This is a genomic window from Sphingobium sp. C100, assembly GCF_000508185.1.
Classification (GTDB): domain Bacteria; phylum Pseudomonadota; class Alphaproteobacteria; order Sphingomonadales; family Sphingomonadaceae; genus Sphingobium.
Window position 1 is genome coordinate 1 of the sequence record NZ_AYOY01000017.1, and the last position, 12,259, is coordinate 12,259.

At 66.8% G+C, this 12,259-nt stretch carries 12 protein-coding genes and 1 pseudogene; 12 read left to right on the forward strand and 1 reads right to left on the reverse strand.

Going from position 1 to position 12,259, the window contains the following annotated elements:
• Positions 1-202: pseudogene (locus tag C100_RS0123915) on the forward strand (EamA family transporter RarD); the annotation flags it as partial.
• Between the two features lies 1 nt (position 203).
• On the opposite strand, the gene C100_RS27530 reads toward C100_RS0123915, so the two are convergent.
• The gene (locus C100_RS27530; RefSeq protein ID WP_024018237.1) at positions 204-1,547 is read right to left on the reverse strand and encodes a dihydroorotase; all 1,344 of its coding nucleotides are present in this window, start codon (positions 1,545-1,547) and stop codon (positions 204-206) included.
• 70 nt (positions 1,548-1,617) lie between these two features.
• Between C100_RS27530 and ygfZ the strand changes: the two genes are divergently transcribed.
• The 11 genes from ygfZ to C100_RS27585 all read left to right on the forward strand — a co-directional run bounded on the left by ygfZ (position 1,618) and on the right by C100_RS27585 (position 11,922).
• Positions 1,618-2,355: a CAF17-like 4Fe-4S cluster assembly/insertion protein YgfZ gene (gene ygfZ / locus C100_RS27535; RefSeq protein WP_031308606.1), complete on the forward strand. Its 738-nt coding sequence runs from the start codon at positions 1,618-1,620 to the stop codon at positions 2,353-2,355.
• A complete protein-coding gene (locus tag C100_RS27540; RefSeq protein WP_024018239.1) occupies positions 2,352-3,110 on the forward strand; it encodes a glutaminyl-peptide cyclotransferase in 759 nt (252 codons plus the stop codon). The genes ygfZ and C100_RS27540 overlap by 4 nt, the downstream gene beginning before the upstream one ends.
• A 193-nt stretch (positions 3,111-3,303) precedes the next feature.
• A complete protein-coding gene (gene rpsM, locus C100_RS27545; protein WP_024018241.1) occupies positions 3,304-3,672 on the forward strand; it encodes a 30S ribosomal protein S13 in 369 nt (122 codons plus the stop codon).
• 76 nt (positions 3,673-3,748) lie between these two features.
• Complete coding sequence (gene rpsK / locus C100_RS27550) at positions 3,749-4,138, forward strand: 30S ribosomal protein S11 (RefSeq protein WP_004208752.1); 390 nt, start codon at positions 3,749-3,751, stop codon at positions 4,136-4,138.
• Positions 4,139-4,258: 120 nt separating this feature from the next.
• Entirely contained in the window at positions 4,259-5,320 is a 1,062-nt protein-coding gene (locus tag C100_RS27555) for a DNA-directed RNA polymerase subunit alpha (protein WP_024018242.1), read from the forward strand.
• A 122-nt stretch (positions 5,321-5,442) separates the two neighbouring features.
• Positions 5,443-5,868, forward strand: coding sequence for a 50S ribosomal protein L17 (rplQ, locus tag C100_RS27560; RefSeq protein ID WP_024018243.1), 426 nt, complete (start codon positions 5,443-5,445; stop codon positions 5,866-5,868).
• A 104-nt stretch (positions 5,869-5,972) separates the two neighbouring features.
• Entirely contained in the window at positions 5,973-8,147 is a 2,175-nt protein-coding gene (locus C100_RS27565; RefSeq protein WP_024018244.1) for a prolyl oligopeptidase family serine peptidase, read from the forward strand.
• Between the two features lie 61 nt (positions 8,148-8,208).
• Positions 8,209-8,874 (forward strand): hypothetical protein, encoded by a 666-nt coding sequence (locus C100_RS27570; RefSeq protein WP_024018245.1) that lies wholly within the window; start codon positions 8,209-8,211, stop codon positions 8,872-8,874.
• Positions 8,875-8,945: 71 nt separating this feature from the next.
• A complete protein-coding gene (locus C100_RS27575) occupies positions 8,946-9,545 on the forward strand; it encodes an OB-fold-containig protein (RefSeq protein ID WP_024018246.1) in 600 nt (199 codons plus the stop codon).
• A gap of 9 nt (positions 9,546-9,554) precedes the next feature.
• Positions 9,555-11,264, forward strand: coding sequence for a flotillin family protein (locus C100_RS27580; protein ID WP_024018247.1), 1,710 nt, complete (start codon positions 9,555-9,557; stop codon positions 11,262-11,264).
• A 10-nt stretch (positions 11,265-11,274) separates the two neighbouring features.
• Positions 11,275-11,922 (forward strand): YoaK family protein, encoded by a 648-nt coding sequence (locus C100_RS27585; protein ID WP_031308607.1) that lies wholly within the window; start codon positions 11,275-11,277, stop codon positions 11,920-11,922.
• The last annotated feature ends 337 nt before the right edge of the window (positions 11,923-12,259 follow it).

Sequence of the window (12,259 nt, forward strand, 5' to 3'; positions counted from 1 at the left end):
GGCCCAGCGCCTGCCGATGGCGACGCTGGGCCTGATGCAATATATCGCGCCGACGCTCCAGTTTCTGTGCGGCGTGCTGCTGCTGGGCGAAACGCTGAGCACCGGTCAGATGGCGAGCTTCGGCCTGATCTGGGTCGGCCTGATCCTCTTCGCCAGCGACGGCATCGCCCATGCGCGGCGGAACCGGATGGCGACGGCGTAACTCAGTTGAACTGCGTCGCTTCGAACCGCACGGGTTCGCCGATCGCTTCGTTCGCCAGCGCATCCTCCCACATCACCCGGTTGCCGCGGATGATCGTGCCGACCGCCTTGCCGGTCAGGTCCATGCCGTCGAACGGCGACCAGTCGCAGCGCGAGGCGAGCCAGTCCCGGCCCACGGTCCAGCGCTTCTTGAGGTCGACCACGGTGAAGTCGGCGTCATAGCCGATCGCGATGCGGCCCTTGCCCACCAGCCCGAACACGCGCTGCGGGCCGGAGCTGGTCAGTTCGATGAAGCGGCGCAGGCTCAGCCGCCCCTCCGCCACATGGTTGAGCAGCAGCGGGATGAGCGTCTGCACGCCCGGCATCCCGCTGGGCGAGGCGGGATAGGGCTTGGCCTTTTCCTCGATCGTATGGGGCGCATGGTCGCTGCCCAGCACATCGGGCACGCCCTGGTTGAGCCAGAACCACAAGCCGTCGCGATGCGCGGCGCTGCGGATCGGCGGGTTCATCTGGGCATAGCTGCCCAGGCGCGGATAGGCGTCTTCGGCGGCCAGCGTCAGATGCTGGGGCGTCACCTCGCAGGTGGCGATGTCCTTGTTCTGGCCGATATAGTCCAGTTCGGCCGGCGTCGTGACGTGCAGGATGTGGATGCGCCGCCGCGCCTTGCGGGCCAGCGCAATGATCCGCCTGGTCGCGATCATGGCGCTTTCATCGTCGCGCCAGACGGGGTGGGACGACGGGTCGCCCTCCACCCGCATTCCCGAGCGCGCGTTCATCCGGGTCTCGTCCTCGGCATGGATGGCGACGCGGCGCGTGCCGCTCGCCAGCACGCGCGACAGGGCATCGTCATCGTCGACCAGCAGGCTGCCGGTGGACGCGCCCATGAAGATCTTGACCCCCGCCGTGCCGGGGATGCGCTCCAGCTCGCGCAACTGCTCGGCATTGTCCGCCGTCGCGCCGACATAGAAGGCATGGTCGCACCACATGCGGTGATGTGCGCGCGTCAGCTTGTCCTGGATGCGCTCGGCCGTATCGGTATTGGGGTTGGTGTTGGGCATTTCGAAGACGGCGGTGACGCCGCCCATCACCGCGGCGCGGCTGCCCGATTCCAGATCTTCCTTATGCTCCAATCCCGGCTCGCGGAAATGGACCTGGCTGTCGATGCAGCCGGGCAGCACGTCCAGCCCGGTGCAGTCGATCACCTCGCCCGCGGCCGCCACATTCGCGCCCAGCCCAGCGCCGATCGCCGCGACCTTTCCGCCGCGCACGCCGACATCCACCTGCTCCGCGCCGCCCGGCGTGTGGACGGTGCCGTTGCGGAGGATCATGTCGAATGTCTGGGTCATGGCAAATTCCTGTCTGCTGCGGCCGCGCGAACGGCTTGGCTAAATCCTGTTGCCGTCCTACCTAATGCCGATGACCGGCACCACCCTGCGCGATCGCGCCTTATTGAGAATTTCGGGCGAGGAAGCCCGCTCCTTCCTCCAGGGGTTGCTGACCCGCGACGTGCTGACGCTGGCGGACGGCCAGCCGCGCTGGACCGGGCTGCTCAGCCCGCAGGGCAAGGCGCTGTTCGACCTTATCCTCTGGGCCGATGGCGACGACGTGCTGATCGACTGCGAAGCGGCGCAGGCCGACGCGATCGCCCGGCGCCTCACCCTCTACCGCCTGCGCCGCAAGGTGGCGATCGCGCGGGACGAGTCGCTCGCCGTCCACTGGTCGCCCGAAGCCGCCGGCCGGCCGCATGATCCGCGCCTGCCCGCCCTTGGCCATCGCTGGCTCGCCCCGGCCGGGGACGGCGACGCCGCCGCCGCCTTCCGCGCGCACCGCCTCGCGCTCGGTATATTCGAAGGCGTGGAGGAACTGGGGCAGGACCAGATTCTCTGGCTGGAGGCCAATGCCGGGGAATTGGGCGGGGTCGATTATGACAAGGGCTGCTATGTCGGGCAGGAGAACACCGCCCGGATGCATTATCGCAACAAGGTGAACCGTCGCCTGGTCGCCATGCCCCTTTCCGACGCCGATGAAAAGCGCCAGCGCGCCGCCCTGCCGGACATGGGGCTGTCGATCGAGCTGCGCCGGGTCGAAACGCTGGACCCTGCCCGCCTGCCGGGCTGGCTGGCCGACGCGATCGAAGGTCAGGCCGCGCAATGAAGCGCATCCTGCTCGCGCTCGTCAGCGCCTTCCTCCTCGCCGCGCCGGTCCGGGCCGACACGCCATGGACGCTGGTCAAGGCCTATCCCCATGACGCGACCGCCTTTACCGAGGGGCTGTTCTACCTCGACGGCGCGCTTTACGAGAGCACGGGGCTGGAGGGCCAGTCGGACATTCGCAAGGTCGCGCTCAAGAGCGGCAAGATCCTCCAGCGCCGCATCATCGACCGGCCCTATTTCGGCGAAGGCATCGTCAACTGGAAGGACCGGCTCATCAGCCTGACCTGGCGCCACCGCCGGGGCTTTGTCTGGAATCTTGCCGATTTCGCCCCGCGTGGCGACTTCCGCTATGAAGGCGAAGGCTGGGCGCTGACGCAGGACGGCCACAGCCTCATCATGAGCGACGGCACCGCGCAACTGCGCTTCCTCGATCCCGACAGCCTGGCCGAACGGCGCCGCATCACCGTGACGTGGAACGGCCGGCCGGTCGATCGGCTCAACGAACTGGAATATGTGCGCGGCGAAATCTGGGCCAATATCTGGTATGATACGAAGATCGCGCGTATCGACCCGGCGAGCGGCGCGGTGATCGACTGGATCGACATCGCTTCCCTGCGCAAACAGGCGGGCGTGACCGACAGCGAAGCGGTGGCCAACGGCATCGCCTATGATGCGGAGCGGGACCGTGTGTTCGTCACCGGCAAGAACTGGCGCAAGCTGTTCGAAATCCGCGTCGCGGCCAAGCCGCGCGGTTGACTAATTCGCACCGAATCGCTAATGGCGACCCTCCCCAACACGCTGGTGAGCGGCAGTGCTTTCTGCACTGACCGTCTTTTTTGCGTCTTGGGGGACATGAAATTGGCCGTTTTCCTCGCCAGGGACGAACGGCCTGGACGCTTTGAGATAGGGCAGCACTTGCTCGCCCTGTGGAGCAGGAGATTTTAATACCATGGCACGTATTGCGGGTGTCAACATCCCGACCAACAAGCGCGTGATCATCGCGCTCACCTACATCCACGGCATCGGCCGCAAGACCGCCGCCGACATCGCCACCAAGCTGGGCATCGACCACAGCCGCCGCGTTCAGGACCTGTCCGACGCCGAAGTGCTGCAGATCCGCGAAGCCATCGACGCCGATCTGACCGTCGAGGGCGACCTGCGCCGCGAAACGGCGATGAACATCAAGCGCCTGATGGACCTGGCCTGCTATCGCGGCCTGCGTCATCGCAAGGGCCTGCCGGTTCGTGGCCAGCGCACGCACACCAATGCGCGCACCCGCAAGGGCAAGGCGAAGCCGATTGCCGGCAAGAAGAAGTAATCGTTGAGGATCGCGCTTCCGGCACGATCCTCCGACGGCTTCTCTTTTCAACGATTTCTGTAGGAAGAGCTAAAAAATGGCACGCGAACCCCAGCGCATTAAGCGGCGCGAGCGCAAGAACATCTCGGCCGGCGTGGCCCATGTCAACGCCAGCTTCAACAACACCATGGTGACCATCACCGACGCCCAGGGCAACGCGATTTCGTGGTCCTCTGCCGGGATGATGGGCTTCAAGGGCAGCCGCAAGTCGACGCCTTACGCCGCGCAGGTCTGCGCCGAAGACGCCGGCCGCAAGGCTGCCGAGCATGGCGTTCGCACGCTGGAAGTCGAAGTGAAGGGCCCCGGTTCGGGCCGTGAATCGGCCCTGCGCGCGCTTCAGGCCGTGGGCTTCCACATCACCTCGATCCGTGACGTCACGCCGATCCCGCACAATGGCGTGCGTCCGTCCAAGCGTCGCCGCGTCTAATCGCAGCGCTGCCTTAACGGCGGGCGGCGGACGCGTCGCCCGTTTTCCCGTTTGCATCGCCGGAACGTCCTGTCGGGTCCAGGATTTACAAGCGTTCCGGCCCATCCCCAGGGGAAATACATGACTGTCAACATGAAGAACTGGCAGGAATTGAAGAAGCCCAGCAGCCTCGAGATCAAGGCATCGGGCGACGGCAAGCGCAAGGCGACCTTCGTCGCTGAACCGCTGGAGCGCGGTTTCGGCCTGACGCTCGGCAACGCGTTGCGCCGTGTTCTTCTGTCCTCGCTCCAGGGCGCGGCGGTCACCTCGATCAAGATCGAGAATGTCCTGCATGAATTCTCGTCGCTCGCCGGCGTGCGCGAGGACGTGACCGACATCGTCCTGAACATCAAGCAGGTCGCGCTGAAGATGGAAGGCGAAGGCCCCAAGCGGCTTCAGCTGTCCGCCACCGGCCCGGCCGTGGTCAAGGCCGGCGACATCAGCGTCGTGGGCGACATCGAAGTGATGAACCCGGACCTGGTGATCTGTCACCTGGACCAGGGCGCGACGCTCAACATGGAACTGACCGCCGACGTCGGCAAGGGCTATGTCCCCGCCGTCGCCAACCGTCCGGCCGATGCGCCGATCGGCCTCATCCCGGTCGATGCGCTCTACTCGCCGGTGCGTCAGGTCGCCTACAAGGTCGACAATACCCGCGTCGGCCAGGAACTGGACTATGACAAGCTGTCGCTGACGCTGGAAACCGACGGCACGGTCACGCCCGAAGATGCGGTGGCCTATGCCGCCCGCATCCTTCAGGACCAGTTCCAGCTGTTCGTCCACTTCGAAGACGCGCTGCCCGCCGCCGCGCCGGCGTCCGGCCATGCCGCCGCCGCCGCTTCGGAAGGCGAAAGCGACGCCAACCAGATCAACCGCTATCTGCTCAAGAAGGTGGACGAACTGGAATTGTCGGTCCGCTCGGCCAACTGCCTCAAGAACGACAACATCATCTATATCGGCGACCTGGTCCAGAAGACCGAAGCCGAGATGCTGCGCACCCCCAATTTCGGCCGCAAGTCGCTGAACGAAATCAAGGAAGTGCTGTCGTCCATGGGCCTGCGCCTGGGCATGGACATCCCCGGCTGGCCGCCGGAAAATATCGAGGAAATGGCCAAGAAGCTCGAGCAGGAGCTGCTGGGCTGATCCACTATCGTCACCCCGGCGAAATCCGGGGTGGCGACGAACGGGCTGTTGGGCGGTGGCCCGCAAACACCGCCTGGTCTGGGGTACCTCACACGGCCCTTTAACGAACGAAGGAAGAAGATATGCGTCATAAAGTCGGTCATCGTAAGCTTCAGCGCAGCACCGGTCATCGTACCGCCCTGCTCCGCAACCTGGCGGCCTCGCTCATCAAGCATGAGCAGATCCTGACCGGCACGGCCAAGGCGAAGGAACTGCGTCCCTACGTCGAAAAGCTGATCACCCTCGCCAAGAAGGGTGGCCTGTCCAACCGTCGCCTGGCCAATTCGCGCCTTCAGGACGATGTGCAGCTGACCAAGCTGTTCGACGTGCTGGCCGAGCGCTACAAGGACCGCAATGGCGGCTATACCCGCGTGATCAAGGCCGGTTTCCGCGCTTCGGACGCCGCGCCGATGGCGATCATCGAACTGGTCGACCGTGACGTCGATGCCAAGGGTCAGGATTCCGGTCCGGTCCAGAGCGCCGACATGGACGAGTTCGAGGGCGCCTGATCCCTCCCGGTCCTGCCGCGCAGGACTGGATGCTTTACCGGCAGGCCGCGTGTCCCTAGGGATACGCGGCCTGTTCCTTTTGGAAAAAGAGTGACGAAGAGAGGATGCGCGCCGCCGCCCTGATCCTGCCGCTGCTGCTGCTGGCGGCCATCCCGGCCGCCGCGCGCGCCGGTCCGGAGGGCGCGGCCATCGAAACGGGCGACGCCGGTCTGCGCTATCCCCTCGCCCGGCGGCTCGACCTGGTGGAGGATCATTTCGGCGTGAAGGTCGCCGACCCCTATCGCTGGCTGGAAAACGACCTGCGCGCCGACCCTGCGGTGCGCGACTGGGTGACGCAGGAAAACCACCTCACCCGCGCCTATATCGACGCCCTGCCGGGGCGCGAGGCGCTCAAGGCGCGGATGCGGGCGTTGCTCGCGCACGGTCGCTTCACCCTCCCGCGCAAGGCCGGGGGGCGTTATTTCTACGGCTATAACAAGGGGCTGGAGAACCAGACGCCGCTCTATGTCCGCGACGGGCTGACCGGGCGGCAACGCTTGCTGATCGACCCCAATGACTGGGCGAAGGACGGCGCCAGCGCGCTGGCCGAATGGGCGCCCTCCCCCGACGGCGCCCATCTGGCCTATGCGGTGCAGGAGGCGGGGAGCGACTGGCGCACGGTCAAGCTGCTGGACGTCGCCAGCGGCAGGACGCTGGACGACCGGGTCGAATGGGTCAAATTTTCCCAGATCAGCTGGGACGGCCAGGGCGAGGGATTTTTCTATTCCCGCTTCGCCCCGCCCCGCGCCGGCGAAGCCTATCAGTCCGCCAATGAAGATCAGCAAATCTTCTACCATCGGCTCGGCACCGCCCAGGCGCAGGACCAACTCGTCTATGCCACGCCCGACCGGCCAAAGCTCAGCCATCAGGCGCAGGTGACGGGCGATGGCCGCTGGCTGGTCATCAGCTCGTTCGAGGGGATCGACCCGCGCCGCGAAGTCCATGTCGCCGAACTGACCGGCGGTCCGGTCGCACCGCGCCTGCTGGTCAAGGGGCTGGACCATGACTGGCGCCTGGTCGGCAGCAAGGGCGCGAACCTCTTTTTCCTGACCGACGATCACGCGCCGCATCGGCGGGTGGTGACGCTGGACGCCACGCGCCCGCGCAAGGGGCCGCGCGAAGTGGTGGCGGAACGGCCCGACACGCTCTCCGGCGGCGCGCTGGTCGGCGACCGCATGATCCTGGCCTACCGGAACGAGGCGCAGACCACGGCCGAACTGGTCGAGCTGGACGGGCGCAAGGTGGGTGACGTGCCCTTGCCCGGCGTCGGCACGGCCGCCGGCTTTGGCGGCAAGGCGGGCGACCCGGAGACATTTTTCAGCTTTTCGGGCTTCGTGACGCCCGCCAGCATCTATCGCTTCGACACGGCGACCCGGCAATATCAGCTCTTCGCCCAGCCCGACCTGCCCTTCGACCCCGATGATTTCGGCATCGAACAACGGCTCTACCCGTCGAAGGACGGGACGATGATTCCCATCACCATCCTGCGCAAGACGGCGCTGGCCGACCATGCCATCGCCGCGCCGACCATCCTCTACGGCTATGGCGGCTTCAACATCGCGCTGACGCCGGGCTATTCGGCGGTGCGCATGGCGTGGCTGGAACAGGGCGGCGTCTATGCCATCGCCAATCTGCGCGGCGGCGGCGAGTTCGGCAAGGCATGGCATGATGCCGGGCGCGGCGCGAACAAGCAGAATGTGTTCGACGACTTCATCGCCGCGGGCGAGTGGCTGAAGGCCAATGGCTTTACGCCGCAGGACGGACTGGCGATCGAAGGCCGCTCCAATGGCGGCCTGCTGGTCGGCGCGGTGGTCAACCAGCGGCCCGACCTGTTCGCCGCCGCACTGCCGGCCGTGGGCGTCATGGACATGCTGCGGTTCGACCGCTTCACCGCCGGACGCTATTGGGTCGATGATTATGGGTCGCCCGAAAACCGCGACGATTTTCCGCTGCTCTATGGCTATTCCCCCTATCACAACATTCTGGGGGGCAAGGATTATCCCGCCATCCTCGTCAGCACCGCCGATACCGACGACCGGGTGGTCCCCGCGCACAGCTTCAAATATGCCGCCGCGCTCCAGGCGGCGGACCTGGGGGCGAAACCGCGCCTGTTGCGGGTGGAAAGCCGCGCTGGCCATGGCGCGGGCAAGCCGGTCGACAAGCTGATCGACGAATATGCCGACAGCTATGCCTTTGCGGCGCATTTCACCGGGCTGGAGATCAAGCCGCGGCCCCGGTGACCGTTCAGCCGCTGGACAGCCGGATGCGGCTATGGCTTATCCGGTCGCAGGAGGAACGGACATGATCGGGACCAAGGCACGCTGGATGACCGGAGCGCTGGTGAGCGCGGGGCTGCTGCTGGGCAGCATCGGCCCGGCCGAGGCGCGGCCCCGCTATGGTTATGACCGGGGCTCGCATGGCGGCTGGGACCGGCATCACCGCCATCGCGACAACGGGTTCGGCGTGGGCGATGCGATCGGTGTCGCGGCGCTGGTCGGCGCGGTGGCGATCGTCGCCTCCTCCATGTCCAAGGACAAGAAGGCGCAGGCCGCACGGCCGGCCGACGATAATGACGCTCCGCCCCCCGGCAACGGCACCGACTATGGCGCTGACATCGCCGACCGCGACATTGGCTACCGCGACGGGGCCGACCACGACAGGCCCGACCGCGCTCCGCCGCGCGATGACGATTTTTCCGACATTGCCGCCGGCAGTGACGACGCGATGACCGATAGCTGCGCGCTGGCCGCCCGTGACCAGGCGCAGGGCAATAGCGGCTATGCCGAAATCCGCCACATGGACGCGCCCCGCCCCGGCCAGAATGGCGGCTATAATATCGACGGCGAGGTCGAGAGCCGCGCCTCCTACCGTGCCGGCGGCGGCGAAACGCGCCGCTTCACCTGCGCCATGAATGCCGCTGGCCAGGTGGCGCAAGTCTATCTCAGCCGCGACATGGTTTCGCGCTGACCAGGGGCCGGTTTTCCTGTCGGAAGCGCCGGGCTTAGGCTAGATTAATTCCCGAATCAGGGGGTTAAGCGGTGTCGGCCTTTCTCTTCGCGCCAGAGAATATCATTTTCGTGTCGGCCCTGCTGCTGATGGCGCTGATCGGTGGCGTCCAGGCGCTGGGGCTGGCCGGGGACGTGGACATGGACCTCGACAGCGATGCCGACCTGCTCGGCTGGCTGGGCTTTGGCCGCCTGCCCCTGCTGGCGCTGCTCGCGCTGTTCCTCACCGTCTTCGCGGTCATCGGCCTGCTCGGGCAGCAGGCCGCGCACGACCTGTTCGGCGCCATGGTCTCGCCCTGGATCGCGGTGCCCGCCGCCGGCCTCGCCGCGCTGCCCGCCACCGGCCTTGCCGCCCGGCTGATCGCCCCGCTGCTGCCGCGCGATTACAGCACCGCCGTCTCGCTCGACCATCTGGTGGGCAGCCGCGCGCGCATCGTCACCGGCCGCGCCGCGCCCGGCTCGCCCGCCCGCGCGCAGGTCCAGGACCATCATGGCCAGACCCATTATGTCATGGTCGAACCCGACAATCCCGGCGCCGCGCTGGAGGAAGGCGAGACCATCCTCCTCGTCCGCCGCGAGGATCATCTCTTCCGCGCCATTTCCCATGGCGACCATTATCTGCCCCATCTCTAGGAGAGCGCCATGAACCTTCCCGCCATGCAGGATAGTTTTTCCATCCTGCCCTATGTGGTGCTTCCGGGCATCGTCGTCATCGCCCTGCTGGTGGTCGGCATCATCATCGCGCGCCTCTACAAGCGCGCGTCGAAGGAGGTCGGCTTCGTGCGAACGGGCGTGGGCGGCGAGAAGGTGGTGATGAACGGCGGCGCGCTGGTGCTGCCGATCTTCCACGAAACGATGCCAGTCAACATGAACACGGTGCGGCTGGCGGTCGAGCGCAAGAATGCCGACGCGCTCATCACGCTGGACCGGCTGCGTATCGACGTGAAGGCGGAATTCTACGTCCGCGTAAGGCCAGACGGCCAGTCGATCGCCATCGCCGCGCAGACGCTGGGTATGCGCACCATGCACCCCGAAGCGCTCAAGGAACTGGTCGAGGGCAAGTTCGTCGACGCGCTGCGTTCGGTCGCGGCGGGCATGACGATGAACCAGCTCCACGAACAGCGCAGCGACTTCGTGCAGAAGGTGCAGCAGGTATCCTCGGTCGATCTCGCCATGAACGGCCTTGAACTGGAAAGCGTCTCGCTCACCGGCCTCGACCAGACTTCGATCGAACATTTCAACGCCAATAACGCCTTCGACGCCGAGGGCCTGACCAAGCTGACCGAGCAGATCGAATTGCGCAAGAAAGCGCGCAACGACATCGAGCAGGACACCCGCGTCCAGATCGAAACCAAGAATCTGGAGGCCGAGCGCCAGTCGATGATTATTGCGCGCGACACCGAATTCGCCCGGCTGGAGCAGGAGCGCGAGGTGGAGATGCGCCGCGCCGTCCAATCGGCCGAAGTCGCGCGCGAACAGTCGCTGCGCCAGCAGGAGGCCGAACAGGCCCGGATCGAGGCCAAGAAACTGGTGGATAGCCAGCAGATCGAAGCCGACCGTGCGGTCAAGGAAGCCCGGATCGCGCAGGAACAGGCGCTCGAACTCGCCCGGCAGGAACAGCAGATCGCGGTCCAGAACAAGAGCCGGCAGGAAAGCCAGGCCAAGGCCGAAGCCGACGAGGCCCGCGCCAAGGCGGTCGCCGCCGAGGAACAGGTCCAGACATCGCGCGCCACCGAAGTGGCTGAGCGCGCCAAGCGGATCGAGCTGATCGACGCGGCGCGTGAGGCGGAACGCGCCGCCATCTCCGTCCGGGTCGAGGCCGAGGCGGAAAAGCAGGCGGCGGCCGACCGGGCCGAAGCCATGCGCCTGGGCGCGGAAGGCGAGGCCGAAGCCGCCAAGCTGCGCGCCGAGGCCGACCGCGTCCGCTTCGAGGTCGAGGCGGCGGGCCAGCGCGCGGTCAACGAAGCGGCGAACATCCTCTCCTCCGACCAGGTCTCGCTCCAGACCAAGCTGGCGCTGCTCAAGGTGCTGCCCGACCTGGTGCGCGAAGCGGCAAAGCCCATGCAATCGATCGATTCGATCAAGATCGTGCAGGTCGATGGCCTCACCGGCCATGGCGGCGGCGACGGCGCGACGGTGATGGCGGGCGGCGACCAGAATCTCGCCAACGCCGCCGTGTCGGCCGCGCTGCGCTACCGCGCGCAGGCGCCGGTGATCGACGGGCTGATGAAGGAACTGGGTCTCGACGGCTCCAGCCTCGACGCGCTGGTCAAGGGCGCCGCCGCCCCCGCCCCGGTCGCCCCGATCATCGCCGAACCGATCGCGCCGGAACCCGACGCACCGGCGGCCTGAACCGGCCCGAATGCACCGACAGCCGCCCTCCCGCCATGTGCTGGCCTATGGCCTGGCCGCGCTGGCGGGCATGGTCGATGCGCTTGGCCTGCTCAAGCTGGGCGGGCTGTTCGTGTCCTTCATGAGCGGTAATTCGACCCGCCTCGCCGTTACGCTGACCGCGCGCAACGATATCGCGATCCGGGCGGCGGGGCTGATCGGGGCGTTCCTGTGCGGCGTCGTCATGGGCGCGCTGGCGGCGGCCGTCGCGGGACGCTGGCGCAAACAGGCGGTGCTGGCGCTGACCCTGGCGCTGCTGCTGCTGTCCGCCTGCCTGACCATGGTGCCTGGCATGGCCCTCACTTTGGCGATGGCGGCGGCGATGGGCGCTGTGAACAACGTCTTTCAACGCAATGGCGAAGTCAGCATCGGCGTCACCTACATGACCGGCGCGCTGGTGAAGGCCGGGCAGGCGATCGCCGCGACCCTGACCGGCGGCCCGCGCTGGGGCTGGCTGCCCCATCTGCTGCTCTGGTGCAGCCTGATCGCGGGCGCCGTCGCGGGAACGGCGCTGTTCGCGTCGCTGCAACTGGGCGCGCTCTGGCTGGCCTGCGCCTGGTGCCTGGCGCTGCTGGCCTGGAGCTTCAGGATAGGCCCTCTGCCGCAGTCGCCGGCATGACGGGCGGCGACGGCCTTCTGCCCTGATCGCGCGCGCCTCTTCCTCACTTCGGTCCGCCTCCCGACATCTTTCAATGTAGGATTTTTCCTGATCTACCCGTGCGGATGGATCGCCATGCCCTTTCCCCGTCGCCCTGCCCCATGGGCGATGCGTCATTGGCGCGTCACCGGCGCTTCGCTGGCGCGTGGGCGGCGCGTGCGTGGCGCGTCGGCGTGACCCGATTGACGCGTCGGTGGCGCGTCGCGATGGCGTCGCCGGGACTTCGCCGCAGCTATTGGCCGAACAGGCCCGACAACGGTGTGAACTTCGGCGGTGTGGTAGAGTCAGGAAGTGGCGC

Bases quoted from the DNA above. Each gene is read 5' to 3' on its own strand.
- C100_RS27565 (WP_024018244.1), top strand. From the start codon at position 5,973: ATGCGCGCCGCCGCCCTGATCCTGCCGCTGCTGCTGCTGGCGGCCATC.
- C100_RS27585 (WP_031308607.1), top strand. From the start codon at position 11,275: ATGCACCGACAGCCGCCCTCCCGCCATGTGCTGGCCTATGGCCTGGCC.
- C100_RS27555 (WP_024018242.1), top strand. From the start codon at position 4,259: ATGACTGTCAACATGAAGAACTGGCAGGAATTGAAGAAGCCCAGCAGC.
- C100_RS27570 (WP_024018245.1), top strand. From the start codon at position 8,209: ATGATCGGGACCAAGGCACGCTGGATGACCGGAGCGCTGGTGAGCGCG.
- C100_RS27530 (WP_024018237.1), bottom strand. From the start codon at position 1,547: ATGACCCAGACATTCGACATGATCCTCCGCAACGGCACCGTCCACACG.
- rpsM (WP_024018241.1), top strand. From the start codon at position 3,304: ATGGCACGTATTGCGGGTGTCAACATCCCGACCAACAAGCGCGTGATC.
- ygfZ (WP_031308606.1), top strand. From the start codon at position 1,618: ATGACCGGCACCACCCTGCGCGATCGCGCCTTATTGAGAATTTCGGGC.
- rplQ (WP_024018243.1), top strand. From the start codon at position 5,443: ATGCGTCATAAAGTCGGTCATCGTAAGCTTCAGCGCAGCACCGGTCAT.
- C100_RS27580 (WP_024018247.1), top strand. From the start codon at position 9,555: ATGAACCTTCCCGCCATGCAGGATAGTTTTTCCATCCTGCCCTATGTG.
- rpsK (WP_004208752.1), top strand. From the start codon at position 3,749: ATGGCACGCGAACCCCAGCGCATTAAGCGGCGCGAGCGCAAGAACATC.
- C100_RS27540 (WP_024018239.1), top strand. From the start codon at position 2,352: ATGAAGCGCATCCTGCTCGCGCTCGTCAGCGCCTTCCTCCTCGCCGCG.